The sequence below is a fragment of the Streptomyces sp. NPDC012888 genome (genome assembly GCF_042900645.1).
Taxonomy (GTDB): domain Bacteria; phylum Actinomycetota; class Actinomycetes; order Streptomycetales; family Streptomycetaceae; genus Streptomyces.
Genome location: NZ_JBIBBM010000005.1, coordinates 117,568 through 131,255, shown reverse-complemented (window position 1 = coordinate 131,255; position 13,688 = coordinate 117,568). Strand labels below are relative to the sequence as shown.

Genomic DNA, 13,688 nt, shown 5'->3' with positions numbered 1-13,688 from the left:
TCAGGCCATGGGATGCGCTTTTGGCATCGTTCACAGGCCCTGCCGTCAGGGTCACGCCGACGATAGGTGGCGGCGCAGGCCTTGGAGCAAGTGTCCGTAAGGCTCTTCCGCCTGTACAACTTGCGACACACGCTGCAGGCCCGCTGGGGGCGCTGGTTCGCGACCGCCCCGCACGGCTTCGAACAGTATCTCTGGGCGGCCGTCTTAGGCTTGAACACCGCTGAGCAGGCCGGACACGGCCGTAAGCGGCACTCGGGCTTCCTTCGCCCTTCGAGGCTGCAAGAGGCGGAGCACCAGCGGCCGGTTGAGTTCGACTTCATAGCGAACTTAACGCCGCACTGCTCGCACACTCGCTGCGGCTGGCGGCATGTCGAGGAACAGTACTTTTGACGGTTGCTCTGCGGGGCGAAATGCGCCGAGCATCGGGAGCAGGTCTTCACACGGAAACTCTAACGGCGGCAAGCCCGTGGTAGGTCTAGATTGAAAAGATGCCGCTCGCATTCCATTGGACCGTGATCGAACCGCCGTTGGGTGTGACTGAAACGCCGTCGATGTAGGCGATCAGCGAGGCGGTGGCCTCGTTGCCGGTGTGCTTGTACAGCACGATGGCCTCGACACTGTCGCCGGTCACGGCGTTGTACGTGACGTCCGCGGCGTCGAAGACCCCGTTGGTGATCGTCTTGGAGCCGAGGGCGGAGGAGGTGGCGACGCGGGAGCCGGCGGCGACGTCGTCGAGGAAGTTGTGGGCGGAGCTGTAGGTGTAGTCGGCGGTGTCGACGATGATGGCGCGGATGTCGTCGGACGCGAGGTCGATGTCGCCGCCGAGGAGGAGCTCCTTGAAGCTGGGGTAGAGCGCGCTGGCCACGAGCGGCCTCCTTAGGTGATTCCGTCGCGGTCGTCGCGGTGGCTGATGCGGATGCTGCTGGCGTTTGAGCCCTGCAGGTCGAGGAACGCCGCCCGGGTGCGCCGGCTGCTCACGGTGCGCGCGCTCTGGTCGTAGACGATGGCCTGCCGTGACGGTGCCGCGGTCTGGGTGTACCGGTGCCGGCCCGTGAGCTGGCAGCCCTGGTAGCGGACGCCGCCGGCGTTGGTGTAGCGGTGGGGGGCGTAGTCGTCGGCCGCGGAATACGGCTTGAAGGCCCAGGCGTCGTCCATGCAGCCTATGAACTGGATCATGCCCTTCCAGTGGCTGTCGATGACGAGATTGGCCTGGTCGCGGGGTTCGAAGCGCACGCCGGTGACCGTGAGGTTCTGGACCGAGTCGTAGTGACTGCCAGGCGGGAAGTGGAAGAACCTGGAGGGCCGGCCGTCGGGTCGCTTGCCGGTGAGGATCCAGGAGCCGCCGGAGACGGTGATCGAGCCGCCCTTGTCGAAGCGGAGGCAGTCCCCGTACTGGGGTTCCATCTTGCAGTCACGCAGCGAGTAATTGAGGAACTGGTCCTGCTGAGGGTGCTCGGGCGACAGGCCTGACCACAGCCACGCGTCTTCGTAGCTGCCGGTGATGGTGCACCGGTCCCACACGAACTCTGAGTTCAGGTTGCTGCGATCGGGCCCGTCGAGGCCTATGCCGTACCGCCAGCGACCGCGCCATTCGCAGTTGATCCAGTTCCAGTCCTGGGCGCCGGCGGTGGAGTAGGAGTCGAGGTAGACGGCGCCTGGGTCGGTGGAGCGGAACGACACGTCATGCCAGCGGACGCCCATCCACCTGTCGCTGTTGACGAGCATGGGCTTGGGTCGGGTCATGACGATCTCGGTGCCCCGTTTGCCGGTGCCTCGGATCGTGAGGGCCTGCGCACGACCGGTGGCGGGGAGCATGAGCGTGTCGGAGACGACGTAGGTGCCGGCCAGCTCGACGACGGTTGTGGCGATCGGGACAGAGCCGCCTGGGTCGGTGCGGGTGGTCCGGTTGATCGTGTCGAACATGCGCTGGAATGCTGCGGTGGCGTCTTGGCCGTAAGTGGCGCCGTAGTCCTCGGGTCGGACGACGGTCACGCGTGGCGTGGTCATGGCGTCCCCCTGTCAGGCTGCGGCGGCGGTCGGAAGCGGGGGCGGCGCCCCGGGGGTGATCTCGCCGGTCCACTCGTCGACCCTGCGGCGGTTCATTTCCCGCAGGTCGTAGCGGGTGGCCTTGCCGGTGCCGTGTCGGGTGATGCGTCCTTCGGTGGCCCATCGCCACACGGTCCCGACAGGCCGGCCGGTGTAGTAGGCGGCGTCCGAGGCGGTGACGAGCCAGGGGCGATCCATGAGCACCCCCTGGAATGACGAAAGGCCATCCGGGTGGGATGGCCTGAGCGCGCACAAGTGCTATCTCAGCACAGAATGACTTCGGTCAATTACCTCTGTCAAGTGCCTTCATCAAGTGCGAGACTGCGCGGCATGAACGACCCCTTGGTGGACTTCGTGAGCGCCCGCCTGGCGGAAGCGGCGGATACGGCAGGCGTGATCCGAACGGCGCTGCTCGCCAAGCACGAGGAGCTCGGGGTTCGCGCCGAGTCCGCACTGAAGCACGGCGGCGCGACCGTGCATCGCGCGGAAGCCATGGTGCGGCTATTCGAGGAGACAGTACGGCCATACCTCTGGATGACGGGCCCTGTCGGGCAGGTCGCTCAGCGGCAGCTCCGCATTCTGGCTTCGGGGTACGCCGAGCACCGGGATTACCGGCCTGAGTGGCGTCTGTAGATCTGGGGCACCGGCGGAGGGCGGGGGCGGCACACTGCTGTCATGGGTGTGCGCTTCGGGGTGATGGGCGAGTCGGCGGCTGAGGTGGAGCAGGGTCTGGCGCTGCTGCGGGACCGCGGGGTTGAGGTGGCGGTGCGGCAGCCGGTCCGGCAGCTGACCGACGGGCGGTGGATGGCCATGGTCACGCCGAAGGCCCCCGCGGATGGCGGGGGCCTGGTCGAGCGGTAGGTCAGAGGCCTCGGCTGGTGGCGAGGCCGGCTGCTGCACCGAGCATGCGGAGCGCGGGGGCGGGGCCGGTCTGCTGTGAGTTCCAGCGGGGGATGCTGCACACGTCGGGCCGTTCGGCCTGGATGGCCTGCAGGAGCAGGCTGCGGGCCTCCCCCTCTTCCCGTGCATTGCGGGCCTCGAGGTGAATCGCGTGGAGGGGGCACATGGCGCCGGTGCCGTCGATGGCGGTGTGGCGGGACCAGCCGGCGGTGGCGAGTCGGTGCCGGGCCCGGTGAAGGAGGTCGGCGATCGGGGTGTCGTGGTGGGCGATGTAGCCGATCTCGGGCTCGGGGATGTCGATGTGGGCGGTGGCGACGCTGACCCGGATCCCGGCCCGGTCGAGCCGGGTGTCCATGGCGAGGCCGGTGAGGGCGAGGCGGTCGTCGAGGGTGGGGGCGGGGGCCGCCGCCCGGGTCGGGGCGGCGGCCGTGCGGGTGTGGGCCACTACCACCAGCCCCGCTTGGTGGTGACCTTGCCGTTCTCGTCCTCCGTGACATGGCCGAGCCTCTTGCCGCGCTCGTGCCGTTCGGCGACGGCCTGCTTTGCGAGGCGTTCCATGTAGTCGATCTCGGCGGGGTCGAGACGGCCTCCGAAGAGCTCGCCGCGCTTGAGGCCGTAGGCGCCTTCGTCGCGGCAGTCCGGCTCGGGGCCGGCGAGGTCACGCAGACCTTCCGGCGGCGTGGTCCCGAGGTAGATACCGCAGACGAGCCGCTCGTGGGTGAGGCTGCCCTTGATGTGGGGGACGGGGCTGAACATCCAGACGCCGCAGAGGCGGCTCCAGTGGGTGCAGTGGACGGGCGAGTACGTGTACTCCTCGAACTGTCCGGCGACGAGAGCGTGACGGTTGACCTTGTAAAGCACCATGCCGACCTTGGCGTCCTTGGCGAGTTCCCTGGCGCCCTTCGTGGTGTTGGCGTAGACCTTTCCGTTGCCGGCAGGAGTGAAGTGGGGGTTGCTCATGACGATCTCCTTCATCGCTGGTTTGCGGGGGTTTGTCCGTCGGATCGGCGCAGCTCGGTACTGCTCCGGTGCAGGTCAGGGGTTGCTCGCGGTCTGATCGGGCGCGGCTCGCCGGCGGCCGCGAGCAGGCGGCGAGCGGGCGGCGAGCGGGACCCGATCGGGCGCTGACCTGCGGTGGAGCAGGCCGAGCAGGGCCCGATCAGGGGTACGATCTGCGCATATCAGGCGCTGGCGAGGGCCTCGCGCTTGTAGCCGCGGGGGTTCTTCAGGCCTTCCATCTCGCCGAGGGGGGTGGGGTCGCCGACTCCTGCCGCCCGCAGCTGGGCCTTCAGTTCTTCAGCGGTCAGCCCGAGCGCTTCGGCGAGGCGTTCGGTCCGCATCCGGTCAACGTGGCGACTGTCCAGCGCAGCCAAGGCCTCGGCACGAACACCTGAAGCGGCGGCAGCAGCGGCGGCTCGTCGGTCACGCTCAGCTGCGTCACCGGACAGCGTCCCGGCCTCGATCCGCAGCTGGCGCCCACGCTCGCAGATCCGGGCGAAGTCGGGCAGGTCGATGACGTCTCCGCGGAGGGTGCGGTAGCCGTCCTCCGCCCCTTCCTCGAGGACGAACACGCCCTTGCTGCTCTCGAGGAGTGCATGCGGAGAGGCGCCGGCTGCGACAGCCATGTCGCCGAGGATCATCTCGGAGCTGTCGCGGCTCTTGGTCCGGAAGGATGCGCGCTTGACGCACACTTCGCGGAGCTCGGTGGGGACGCCGGTGGCATCGGGGCGCTGGGTGATGTACACGCCCATGCCGAGGACGAAGCGGGCGGCCCTGTTGAAGCGGGCGAACAGGTCGACGAGGAGCGGCTTGGCGGAGACTAGGCGCGGCTTATCGGAGTCGTCGTCAGGCACGGGCATCTTGGTGAGAGCGGCACCGCCCAGGAGTTCCTGCAGCTCCTCAACGATCACGAGGACTGGGCCCATGCCGTCGGCAGCGAGTTCCGGGGTGATCTTCCCTTCGGGCACGCGGTGAGGCTCCTCCTCGAAGAGCCGGTCGAGCTCGTCGCCGCGGGCCTGCATGTCGTCGATGACGGTGGTCATCGTGCTGAAGATCTCGCGGATGGTGTCGGGGTCGGAGCCTGCGATGTAGCGGTGGGCGATCCGCTTGAGCGGGGCCCAGTCCGGCCCCTTCTTGCCGGTGATGACGATGATGCGGACAGTGGGGTCGAGGGCGGCTGCGGCGGCGATGAGACGGGCGAGGTAGGACTTGCCGTAGTCCTGCAGACCGCCGATCAGGATGGACGACCAGATCAGCCGGAGGATCTGCCGGGCCTGCCGGGCGTCCATGCCGAGCGGGATGCCGTCGCGCCAGAAGTGCCAGCGGGGGGCGCTCACGAGCTCGCTGTACACCTTGGGGCCAGCGTGGGGGTTGGGGTGGTCGCCGACCCACAGGGTGACCATGCCCTCGTGGGCATCTTCAGAGGAGTCGGGCTTGAACTCGATCTGGCTGGCCTTCTTGCGGAGAGCGCCCGCCAGGTTGGCGATCTTTACGGTGGCCTTGTTCGCGGGCATTCCCTCGGGGAGTTCGATCCGGGCGGCCCAGCCGGGCCCGTCCCGACGGATGCCACCGACGACACGCGTCTCGGCCTGCTCGGCAGCGGTGATGACATCCGCCTTGACGAGGGCGGAGAGCAGCGCTGACTCGTCGGCGGGCATCGCATCGGCGGGCATCGCGTGGTCGGAGTCTGCGCCAGCGGGACTTGCTGCGGCTGCCGCCTGCGGCGGACCCGGCACTGCCACCGACGTCCCGTGGGCCCGGGCCGCCGGCGGCGTTGCGGATACTTTCGGCGCGGCGTCGACGCCGTGCCGGATGCCGTACAGGTAGGCGCCGAGTCCGGCGGCGATCGTGACCCACAGCCCGCCGCTGAGGGTGCCCGCGGTGGTGGCGGCAGCGGCGGTCATCCCCCACATGCCGCTCTTGGTGGTGTAGATGAGGCGGTGCCGGCGGTAGGCGGCACGCCGCTCGTCGATGGTCTCGCGGAGCGAGTCCTGCCGGGCGATGTCGGTCTCGTCGGCGAGGGCCTGCTCGGCGGTGGCGACGAGGTGGGGGTGGTAGTCGTGGTAGCCGGCGACCCAGCCTTCCACGAGCCGTCGGTAGCCACGGCCGGCGAGGGGGAGGTAGCCGTGGTGGTGGCGGACGTGGTCGACGGCGCGGGCGATGGCGCTGTCGGAGCGAAGGGTGGCGGGTGTCTTGTCGGCGGCCACGACCACGCCCTCGAGGGGGGTCGGCGGGTCGGCCGGCATGGGCGGTACGACGGACAGGTGCGGGTGCTGAGCGGCGGTCGTCATCGTCGGTTCACCCTTCCTGGGTCTCGTTGACGGCGTTGCGGATTCGGCGGGCGTAGACGTGACTGCGGCCGAGGAGCTTGGCGATGGCGGGTGCCGAGAACTTGCCTTCGCCGACGACGTTGAGGTACTCGCGGGCCTTGTCGAGGTCGGCCTGCGCGAGGGGCTCTACAGCGTCCCTGCGGGGCGCTCGTCCAGACGGCTGCTTGCCAAGCCCCCCAAGGGTTGTAGGGGTCTGAGGCGGGCGCTTGGGGCCGCGCTTTGCGGGGGCGGCGCCGGGGTCGTCGTCGCCCTTCGGGGACTCCGCGAAGAGGTCCCGCAGGAGGTTGTCGACGGCGAGCGCTTCGGGGCTGATGTCGGCCCGCGCCATGACCGCGTCGATGGCGTCGCGGGCGTCCGCACGGCTGGCAAGGGTGGCGGCGGTGACACCCACACCGAGGCCGTGGAGGTTGCTCCACGCGGTGGCCCACGCGGCGTCACGCTGGACGGAACCCAGCGGGTTAGCGATCATAATGCGCCGGTACTCGGCGTACTCCGCCGGGAAGGTGCGCTTGCGGTCCGCGTCCTGGACGGCCTGCTCCTTGGCGGCGGCACGCGCCTCGCGCGCCTTGGCCTTGTCGGCAGCGCGCTGGGCGGCGGACCGATTGTCCCCGGCGGTGCGGGACTCGATGACCTCGCGCACTTCCCAGAGGATCGGCCCGAAGAATGACGTGGCGGCGAGAGCGAACCCGGCGACCGTGCCGTACATCTCGGCGCCCTTGCTGCCGTTCACCCATCCGGTGAAGCCGGCCAGGCAGAGGGTGAGGAGCCAGAACGGCCAGCGGGCGAAGCCGCGTCGCGCAGCCCACTGGGTGCCCTTGACGCTGGTCCAGGCCAGGAGCTCCAGGAAGAACGGGATGGAGATCAGGTACCAGGCTGGCCCAGTGTCCAAGGAGCCCTCGGCGCGCAGGCCAAGGAAGTACTTGAGCTGGGCGGGGAGGGCGGCGGCCAGCCCGAGGACGACTACGGCAGTGACGAGGTTCTTGAACCCGGTTCCGTTGTCGAGGCGGGCCTCGCGGCGGCGGTCGCGGCGGGCGTTGGCGGCCTCCGTCTTTTCGTCCTCGACGGCTTCGAGCTGCTTGGCCAGGCGGGCTCGCTTGACCTGTTCGGCGAGGATGTCGGTCTGCGCCCGGGCGGCATCGGCCTTGGCCTTTTCGGCGAGCCCCGCGCCCTCTGCCGCCTTGGCCTCGGCTTCGGCGCGCAGCAGGGCCGCGTTGGCCTCGCGCTCCTCCCAGGAGCGGTACTCGCTGCTCACGATCATGTCCTTCCGGTGCGGTGGGGGTTATGCGGCGGTGTCGAAGCGTGGGCCCGCGATGCGGGCGGGGCGGGGCTTGTGCTCGTCGAGGTAGGTGTCGAAGGCGACGGCGGTAGCGGCGAGGGCTACGACGAGGAGGCGCTGCCAGCCGGGCGGCGTGAGGCCGAAGAGCCAGGCCAGGCACCCGAAGAACGCGAGGACCCTGGCGCGGCGGCCGGCGTGGAGGAGGCTGGACATCAGGACCACATCCAGGGCTCGCCAAGGCGGGCGGCCAGCAGGGCGGAGTCGGCGATTTGCCGCGCCATGCGGGTCCAGTTGCGGTCCCACACGTGAAGCCGGTCGGCGGCGCGGTGAAGGGCATGGCCGACGCGCTCGGCCTCGACTGGGTCAAGTTCGAACGGGTCACCGCTGGGCCGCTTGAGGACGGCGGCGAGCGCCGACCACTCGGCAGGCGCGGCCTTCTGCAGCTTGTCGCGCAGCTCGGCGACACCGCTGTACGAGTAGCCGTGCCTGGTGCCGCCGTGCGAGATGTACCAGCCCATGTGGGCCTCCTCGGGTGGGTGAGGGCATGACAGCGCCCTCGGACGGTGCTGGGATGGTGGTGCTGGTCTGATTTCCAGGCCGGCCGTGCGAGACGGCCGGCGAGGGCTACAGGCCTGCAGCTACTGGTCGCACTCGCTGGCGTGCCGTTCGGCCCAGTTGGTGGCTGCCTGCTGGGAGCCGCCCGGAGGCAGGCACATCGTGTTGCAGCCGCTACACGTGGCCTCGGCCGCCCTGTTCTTCGATACGACGGTCACGTTGCTGCCTGCGCGGGTGCGGAACGAGATGATGAAGTCGTTGGCCATGACTGTCCTTTAGTGGTGTCCGTCGGTGATGAGCTTGTGGCGGGCGGCCTGCAGGACGTGGCGCGGGTAGTCGGCGGATACCCGCCTCACGGCTGCCTCGACGTCCGACGCGCTTCCGCCACGGGCGAGGACCTTCTGGGTGACGGCGAGGATCCGGTCCGCCGCCTCGACGTACTGCTCCATGTGCTGCTCCCTCCCTGGCCGGGGCTGTCCCGGCTCCCCTCACCGCCCGCTCGGGTCGGGCGGATCGGGCAGCACGTCAGCGCAGGTCCCGCGCGAGGTACTCCAGCGCCTGGGCCTCTCGCTCGTCGATCCTTGTCGCCCGGTTCTGCTTCCACGCGCTCCGGATGCGCATCCGCTCCAGTCCGAAGTTGTGGCGCACCCCCCGAAGCTCTTCATCGCGCTTGCCGGGTCGACCGAGCTGGACGGCGTGAACGAGCTCATGAACCAGGGTCTCGTCGAGCTGACGGAGGCTGCCGTCGTGCTCGTCGGCGTTGATGACGATGAGCGCCCCGTCGGGGCTGACGGTGGTGATGCCCATGTAGTCAGTGGCAGGACGAGCCGGCGGCCACAGCTCGGTGCCGAGGGTGGCTCGGTAGTTCTCGATGAGGGCGAGCGGGCAGTTCCCCTCCTTGGCGACCACGATGCGGGTGGCCGGCATCGGTTCCCGCATGCGCTGCTGGACGAGGGCGGCGGCCTGGTCGGCTATGGCGGCTGCACGGTTGAGGATGGGGTCGTATCGGCGGTGGAGGTGGTAGCCAGTGACGTCCATCAGGCGGCCCGGCGGTCGGGGTAGTCGTCGAGCTCGTCGGCGAGGCTGCTGGACCGGCGGTTGTTGGCGTCGTAGGCGGCGGCCTCGAGCCACACCTGCGCGGCGGTGTCCAGGTCGCCGCGGTGGCGGGCGGCGAAGTAGCGGTGCTTGATGTCCTCGCGGGCGCTGTGCTCGGCCCACGCGGACTCGGTCTCGAGCGGCGTCTTGATCAGGGTGAACGTCATGACGGGTGGTCCTTCCGGTGGTCAGGCGGTCAGTCGCGGATGTCGAAGATCAGGCCGTCGCGGGTCTGGATGGTGGTGGCGCAGACGGGACAGGTCCAGGTGGTGCCGACGGTGTCCATGACGTCGCCGCAGCAGATGACTGGGGTGCCTTCGTCAAGCTCGTCGCCGGGCCTGAGGGTGTCGGTGTCGGGCACGGCTACTCCTTGTTGGCGAGCGGGGTGGTCAGGTTGGCGTTGAGGAGTTCGGCGAGCTCGCTGCCGTCGGTGGTGCGGGACTCGTAGCGGGCGGTGACCTCGGCGACGATGCGGGACGCGGCGTCAGCGTTGCCGGCGTTCCTGGCGGCGATGTAGGCCTGAACGGACTGGTACTTGGTGGCCATGGCGGGTCTCCTCAGATGTCGTCGCGGTCGGGGGTGCGGGAGTCGAGATAGGCGAGAACGCTGTCGGGGTGGAGGTCGCGGTCGTCGATGAGGACGTGGGCGTCGGTGTCGCCGGCGTCGAGGCCGTCGGCGATGGCGCGGAGGCCTCGGGCGATCGCGGGGTAGTCGAGCGGCTCGACGGGCTGGAGGGTGCGGCGGAACAGGGGCATGACGGTGCTCCTCGTTGGTCAGACGGGTGGAGGGTTCAGCGGCGGTGCTCGATGGCTATTCGCCGTCGGTCGGCCGGATCGGGTCGTGGTCGCCCTGGCCGCACCAGTCGCACGGGCAGTCCCCGGGCTGGGCGGTGCTGGCAGCAGCGGTCGCGAACGCGAGTCGGGCCGACAGGCGGTAGGCGGGGAGGCTGGCCTGGGAGGGGTTGGCCGGGTCGGCGAGGATCTCAGTGACCCGGCAGGCGAGCCCTTCGGCACGCCACTCCTCCGACAATGCGAGGGCGGGGGCGGCCATCACGCGGCCTGCGGCTGGCGGCGGACGTGCGACGCGGCCTGGTGCGCGGCGATGTCCGCGGCGGACAGCGGCGGCTCGAGGACGAGCGGGCCGGCGCCGGTCTTCCGCCCCACGGCGATACGCAGGCGGGGCTGGACCTGGGCAGACGCCCGGGTAGAGTTCGATGAAGCCACGGCAGTCTCCTCTACAGACTCTGTGGTTAGGCCCTGGCCTGGGAGTGGAGTCCCGGTGCTGGGGCCGTTCTGTTTTCGGTTTGTGGTGTGCCGGTGGAGCGGCACGGGTGAGGCGTCTGGCGGTGGAGCGCCGTTCGCTTCAACCCCATATTGAAGGCAGCGGAGACGGGCTGTCAAGCACTCTCCGCAACCCGCCGAGCACAATCTCAACCGGGCATTGAATCCGGACAGATGCGCCCCTACCCTGACCCCATGACCGACCTCACCATCGCCGCGATCGAGGACGCCACTGCCACAGTCGCCGCCATCGAAGACCCCGTCGCCCGCTTCGAAGCAGCCCGCCTCGAGCGGGCCAAGCTCGCTGCCGGCGACCGCGCGCTGCTCGCCCTCCAGCGCGAGATCGTCCGAGGCCTCCACGAGGGACGCAGCTGGGCAGAGGTCGGCACGCTGCTCGGGTTCAGCGGGAGCCGGGCCGAGGCCATCGCACGGGAGCGGTGAGGTCATGTCTCGAGTCAACCCGGGGAGTGACTGGCCGACGAGCGGCTGCCGTACAGCCGCCGTATAGGCAACGATCAGTAGCCGTACAGATCGCCGGACACGGGACGCCGGGAGGCGCAATTGTGGACGTCATCGACACCTGGACCGGGCAGCTGGCCTGCCACCTGCAGGCCGCGCTGCGGATGAGCCGGGAGGCTTTCGCCGACCGGATCGGCGTGCACCCGCAGACGGTGGCCGGCTGGCATGCGCGGCCGGGCATCGTGCCGCGGGCTGAGATCCAGGACGCGCTCGACACCGTCTACGAGAGGGCCCCTGCTCCTGTGCGACTCCGGTTCACCCGCCTCGCCCAACCGCCAGCGGACAGCCAGGTTCAGGCCCTGCGCGTCGCGATCGCCGTTGTCCTGCGCGGCGCCGATGTGCTGCTCGTCCAACGCAGAGACGGTGGAGAACTCCACTGGCAGTTCCCTGCCGGCGTCGTCAAGCCAGGCGCCGAGACCGCAGCCGTTGCGGTGCGGGAGACGCGGGCGGAGACCGGCGTGCACTGCACGGTCCGGCAGCCGCTCGGGTCCCGCCTCCACCCCGCGACCGGGGTGCAGGCCGACTACGTCCTGTGTGACCACCTGATGGGCGAGCCCGCGAATCTCGACCCGGCGGAGAACGCCGAGGCCGCCTTTGTGCCGGTCGCCAGCCTGACCCGTTTCATTCCCGCCGACCGGATCTACCGGCCGGTCCTCGATGCCCTGGGGGTAGCCGCATGACCGACACGACGACTGAGCAGGGCATCTCTGCCGCCATCATCGTGGCGGACGGCCGCGTGCTCATGATCCGCCGGCGGGTCAGCGAGGGCGAGCTGATGTGGCAGTTCCCGGCCGGCGGCATCGAGGCCGGCGAGACCCCCGAGGAGGCCGCCGTGCGGGAGACCGCGGAGGAGACGGGGCTGACCGTGGCCGCGGTCCGGCTGCTCGGCGAGCGGGTGCACCCGAAGACGGGCCGACTCATGTCGTACACGGCGTGCTCGCTCCTCGAGGGCGAGGCGGTGGTCGGGGACAAGGACGAGATCGCCGAGGTCGAATGGGTGTCACACACGGACATCCCCGACTACGTGCCTTACGGCCTGTTCGAACCGGTGCAGGCCTACCTCGACGAGACACTAACCAAGGCCTAGAAACGCCGGAAGGCCCGCCACCCTGCTGGGTGGCGGGCCTTCGTTATGCCGCGGTCCGGCCGCCCGACGCTGGCTCATCGAACTCGGTCCGGAGGTGCTTGAGCTCGGTTCCCTCGTACCGGGTGCCGCATTCGGAGCAGGTGGCGGTGCGGGTCCATAGGGTGATCGCCATCTGGCCGCCGCATCCGTCCTGGTCGCAGTAGGCGGCGAAGGTGCGGGCGGGGCGTTCGCCGGTGAGGATGCCGGACAGTTGGCTGTGGAGCCGGGCGATGGTGGCGAGGTCGTCGGCTATCTCGCCGTAGTTTTCGCAGGCCCACCGCAGGTTGTTGGTCAGGAACGTGGCGACGCCGGCGATGTCGGTGCGCCGCCGGTCGGCGCCCATGTCCCAGGCGAGGGCCTGCCGCCATGCGTCCTCGATGGCCTGCAGCCGGGCGACGGTGCCGCCGTTCGCGGTGAGGTCGAGGACGGCGAGGCGTACCGGGCTGCCGTGTGCGGGCTGTCCGCTGCCGCCGGCGTCGAGGGTGCGGGTCTTGAACAGGGCCGCGGTCTGGTCGGCGTGCTGGAACAGGGCGGGGAGTTCGCGGAGCTGGCGGGAGGTGAGGGTTTCGCAGTGGCGGCAGATGGCTGGCTCGTCGTGCCAGAGAGCGCGGGTGCAGCGGAGGCAGTGCGTGTTCACGTGGTTCTCCTAGCGGCGGCGCGGGGGTGGGTCAGGTGGTGGGGTCGCTGTCGCAGGGGTCGGGCAGGCTGGTGAAGGTGTAGGTCTCGTCCCAGATCTGCGTTCCGTCCGAGAGGGTCTGGGTTTCGACGTCTGAATCGGTGAGCTTCCAGCGGTGGGTGCGGACGCCTCCGCAGCCCGGGCAGATGTCTACGTCGTGCGGGCAGCCGTTCACGGTCGGGGGTCCTGGAGGTCAAGGGCGGCGAGGGCGGTGTGCGCGAAGTCGTGCACACCGATCTCGTAGTCGTTGGAACCGGCGGCATGGTGGGTCATTGCGTCGGTGGCGAGGGCGCGGACGCGGGCGAGCGCGGCCTCGGCATCGGGGAGTCGCTTCTCGTGCGCCATGAGGAGGCAGGTGGAGGCACGCTCGGCCTCAGCGATGATTCGCTCGGTGACCTCGAGGCGTTGCTCGGGGGTGGCCCGGTTCCATCGCCAGATCCATTGCGCGGGCGTGGGTACGGTGTGCTCGTCGAGGTGGGGCTCTTCCCCGGCGTGGAGGAGGGCGAGCGCAACCTCGGCCTGCTCGGCGCGCTGCCGCTGCTGCTCGTAGGCGTCGGCGGTGGGTGCGACGTCGCCGCGGCCGCAGTGCGGGCAGTAGCCGGCGGCAGGCTTCTCGACCCAGCGGGTGTCGTCGTGGGTGGCGTGGCTGCCCTGGTGGCCGGGGCGGAGGACGCACTCCTGGAGGCTGCCGCCGTCAAGGCTGGGGAGCTGGGCACCGCAGCGTTCGGCGGGCCGGGCGGCAAGCATCTCGGCCAGGTCGATCTCATCGAAATTGTTGAGCAGTTCGCGGGCGCCGTTGCTCATGTCGTCGTAGCGGCTCACAAGTACCTCGCTGAGGGGTTGATCGTGGTGACGGGTTGCTCGGTGCCGGCGGGCGTCCAAAGCC

General features: G+C 69.9%; 26 protein-coding genes. 5 read left to right on the top strand and 21 right to left on the bottom strand.

The window, feature by feature from the left end:
- Positions 1-475 precede the first annotated feature (475 nt).
- From ACFY61_RS10595 to ACFY61_RS10585, 3 genes are read right to left on the bottom strand one after another with little or no spacing between them, the layout of a single operon-like run.
- On the bottom strand, positions 476-865 hold the full coding sequence (locus ACFY61_RS10595) for a hypothetical protein (RefSeq protein ID WP_389469691.1): 390 nt from the start codon (positions 863-865) through the stop codon (positions 476-478).
- Positions 866-876: 11 nt separating this feature from the next.
- The gene (locus tag ACFY61_RS10590) at positions 877-2,007 is read right to left on the bottom strand and encodes a hypothetical protein (RefSeq protein ID WP_389469689.1); all 1,131 of its coding nucleotides are present in this window, start codon (positions 2,005-2,007) and stop codon (positions 877-879) included.
- A gap of 12 nt (positions 2,008-2,019) precedes the next feature.
- Positions 2,020-2,244 (bottom strand): DNA-binding protein, encoded by a 225-nt coding sequence (locus tag ACFY61_RS10585; protein WP_389469688.1) that lies wholly within the window; start codon positions 2,242-2,244, stop codon positions 2,020-2,022.
- A 132-nt stretch (positions 2,245-2,376) separates the two neighbouring features.
- Here ACFY61_RS10585 and ACFY61_RS10580 point away from each other — a divergent pair, with 132 nt between their 5' ends.
- Both ACFY61_RS10580 and ACFY61_RS10575 read left to right on the top strand, forming a co-directional pair.
- A complete protein-coding gene (locus tag ACFY61_RS10580) occupies positions 2,377-2,679 on the top strand; it encodes a DUF6221 family protein (RefSeq protein ID WP_389469687.1) in 303 nt (100 codons plus the stop codon).
- Positions 2,680-2,721: 42 nt separating this feature from the next.
- Entirely contained in the window at positions 2,722-2,907 is a 186-nt protein-coding gene (locus ACFY61_RS10575; RefSeq protein ID WP_389469685.1) for a hypothetical protein, read from the top strand.
- A gap of 1 nt (position 2,908) precedes the next feature.
- On the opposite strand, the gene ACFY61_RS10570 is transcribed toward ACFY61_RS10575, so the two are convergent.
- From ACFY61_RS10570 to ACFY61_RS10500, 15 genes are all read right to left on the bottom strand, one after another.
- On the bottom strand, positions 2,909-3,391 hold the full coding sequence (locus tag ACFY61_RS10570) for a hypothetical protein (protein ID WP_389469683.1): 483 nt from the start codon (positions 3,389-3,391) through the stop codon (positions 2,909-2,911).
- Entirely contained in the window at positions 3,391-3,906 is a 516-nt protein-coding gene (locus ACFY61_RS10565; protein ID WP_389469680.1) for a hypothetical protein, read from the bottom strand. The genes ACFY61_RS10570 and ACFY61_RS10565 overlap by 1 nt, the downstream gene beginning before the upstream one ends.
- Positions 3,907-4,127: 221 nt before the next feature.
- The gene (locus ACFY61_RS10560) at positions 4,128-6,236 is read right to left on the bottom strand and encodes a hypothetical protein (RefSeq protein ID WP_389469678.1); all 2,109 of its coding nucleotides are present in this window, start codon (positions 6,234-6,236) and stop codon (positions 4,128-4,130) included.
- 7 nt (positions 6,237-6,243) lie between these two features.
- On the bottom strand, positions 6,244-7,527 hold the full coding sequence (locus tag ACFY61_RS10555; RefSeq protein ID WP_389469676.1) for a hypothetical protein: 1,284 nt from the start codon (positions 7,525-7,527) through the stop codon (positions 6,244-6,246).
- A 27-nt stretch (positions 7,528-7,554) separates the two neighbouring features.
- Positions 7,555-7,764 carry a hypothetical protein gene (locus ACFY61_RS10550; protein ID WP_389469674.1) on the bottom strand — a complete coding sequence of 70 codons (210 nt, stop codon included), beginning with the start codon at positions 7,762-7,764 and terminating at the stop codon, positions 7,555-7,557.
- The gene (locus ACFY61_RS10545; protein ID WP_389469672.1) at positions 7,764-8,069 is read right to left on the bottom strand and encodes a hypothetical protein; all 306 of its coding nucleotides are present in this window, start codon (positions 8,067-8,069) and stop codon (positions 7,764-7,766) included. Before ACFY61_RS10545 ends, ACFY61_RS10550 begins: the two co-directional genes overlap by 1 nt.
- A 120-nt stretch (positions 8,070-8,189) precedes the next feature.
- Positions 8,190-8,372 (bottom strand): hypothetical protein, encoded by a 183-nt coding sequence (locus ACFY61_RS10540; RefSeq protein WP_389469670.1) that lies wholly within the window; start codon positions 8,370-8,372, stop codon positions 8,190-8,192.
- A 9-nt stretch (positions 8,373-8,381) separates the two neighbouring features.
- Positions 8,382-8,555 (bottom strand): hypothetical protein, encoded by a 174-nt coding sequence (locus ACFY61_RS10535; RefSeq protein WP_389469668.1) that lies wholly within the window; start codon positions 8,553-8,555, stop codon positions 8,382-8,384.
- 76 nt (positions 8,556-8,631) lie between these two features.
- Positions 8,632-9,144, bottom strand: coding sequence for a hypothetical protein (locus ACFY61_RS10530; RefSeq protein WP_389469666.1), 513 nt, complete (start codon positions 9,142-9,144; stop codon positions 8,632-8,634).
- Positions 9,144-9,368, bottom strand: a complete 225-nt coding sequence (locus ACFY61_RS10525) for a hypothetical protein (RefSeq protein WP_389469664.1) — start codon at positions 9,366-9,368, stop codon at positions 9,144-9,146. The genes ACFY61_RS10530 and ACFY61_RS10525 overlap by 1 nt, the downstream gene beginning before the upstream one ends.
- A gap of 29 nt (positions 9,369-9,397) precedes the next feature.
- The gene (locus ACFY61_RS10520) at positions 9,398-9,562 is read right to left on the bottom strand and encodes a hypothetical protein (RefSeq protein WP_389469661.1); all 165 of its coding nucleotides are present in this window, start codon (positions 9,560-9,562) and stop codon (positions 9,398-9,400) included.
- A 2-nt stretch (positions 9,563-9,564) separates the two neighbouring features.
- Positions 9,565-9,747, bottom strand: coding sequence for a hypothetical protein (locus ACFY61_RS10515; RefSeq protein WP_389469659.1), 183 nt, complete (start codon positions 9,745-9,747; stop codon positions 9,565-9,567).
- Positions 9,748-9,758: 11 nt separating this feature from the next.
- Positions 9,759-9,956: a hypothetical protein gene (locus ACFY61_RS10510; protein WP_389469657.1), complete on the bottom strand. Its 198-nt coding sequence runs from the start codon at positions 9,954-9,956 to the stop codon at positions 9,759-9,761.
- A 55-nt stretch (positions 9,957-10,011) separates the two neighbouring features.
- Positions 10,012-10,251, bottom strand: a complete 240-nt coding sequence (locus tag ACFY61_RS10505) for a hypothetical protein (protein ID WP_389469655.1) — start codon at positions 10,249-10,251, stop codon at positions 10,012-10,014.
- Positions 10,251-10,424, bottom strand: coding sequence for a hypothetical protein (locus ACFY61_RS10500; RefSeq protein WP_389469653.1), 174 nt, complete (start codon positions 10,422-10,424; stop codon positions 10,251-10,253). The genes ACFY61_RS10505 and ACFY61_RS10500 overlap by 1 nt, the downstream gene beginning before the upstream one ends.
- A 252-nt stretch (positions 10,425-10,676) precedes the next feature.
- On the opposite strand from ACFY61_RS10500, the gene ACFY61_RS10495 reads away from it, so the two are divergent.
- From ACFY61_RS10495 to ACFY61_RS10485, 3 genes are all read left to right on the top strand, one after another.
- Complete coding sequence (locus ACFY61_RS10495; protein WP_389469651.1) at positions 10,677-10,922, top strand: hypothetical protein; 246 nt, start codon at positions 10,677-10,679, stop codon at positions 10,920-10,922.
- 122 nt (positions 10,923-11,044) lie between these two features.
- Complete coding sequence (locus ACFY61_RS10490) at positions 11,045-11,680, top strand: NUDIX hydrolase (RefSeq protein WP_389469649.1); 636 nt, start codon at positions 11,045-11,047, stop codon at positions 11,678-11,680.
- The gene (locus ACFY61_RS10485) at positions 11,677-12,087 is read left to right on the top strand and encodes an NUDIX hydrolase (protein WP_389469646.1); all 411 of its coding nucleotides are present in this window, start codon (positions 11,677-11,679) and stop codon (positions 12,085-12,087) included. Before ACFY61_RS10490 ends, ACFY61_RS10485 begins: the two co-directional genes overlap by 4 nt.
- A gap of 43 nt (positions 12,088-12,130) precedes the next feature.
- Here ACFY61_RS10485 and ACFY61_RS10480 read toward each other — a convergent pair whose 3' ends face one another.
- Genes ACFY61_RS10480 through ACFY61_RS10470 form a run of 3 tightly spaced genes read right to left on the bottom strand, consistent with a single transcriptional unit; the run spans position 12,131 to position 13,624 of the window.
- Positions 12,131-12,763, bottom strand: coding sequence for a hypothetical protein (locus tag ACFY61_RS10480; protein WP_389469644.1), 633 nt, complete (start codon positions 12,761-12,763; stop codon positions 12,131-12,133).
- 31 nt (positions 12,764-12,794) lie between these two features.
- Entirely contained in the window at positions 12,795-12,977 is a 183-nt protein-coding gene (locus ACFY61_RS10475) for a hypothetical protein (protein ID WP_389469641.1), read from the bottom strand.
- Positions 12,974-13,624, bottom strand: a complete 651-nt coding sequence (locus ACFY61_RS10470; RefSeq protein WP_389469639.1) for a hypothetical protein — start codon at positions 13,622-13,624, stop codon at positions 12,974-12,976. Before ACFY61_RS10470 ends, ACFY61_RS10475 begins: the two co-directional genes overlap by 4 nt.
- Between the last annotated feature and the right edge of the window lie 64 nt (positions 13,625-13,688).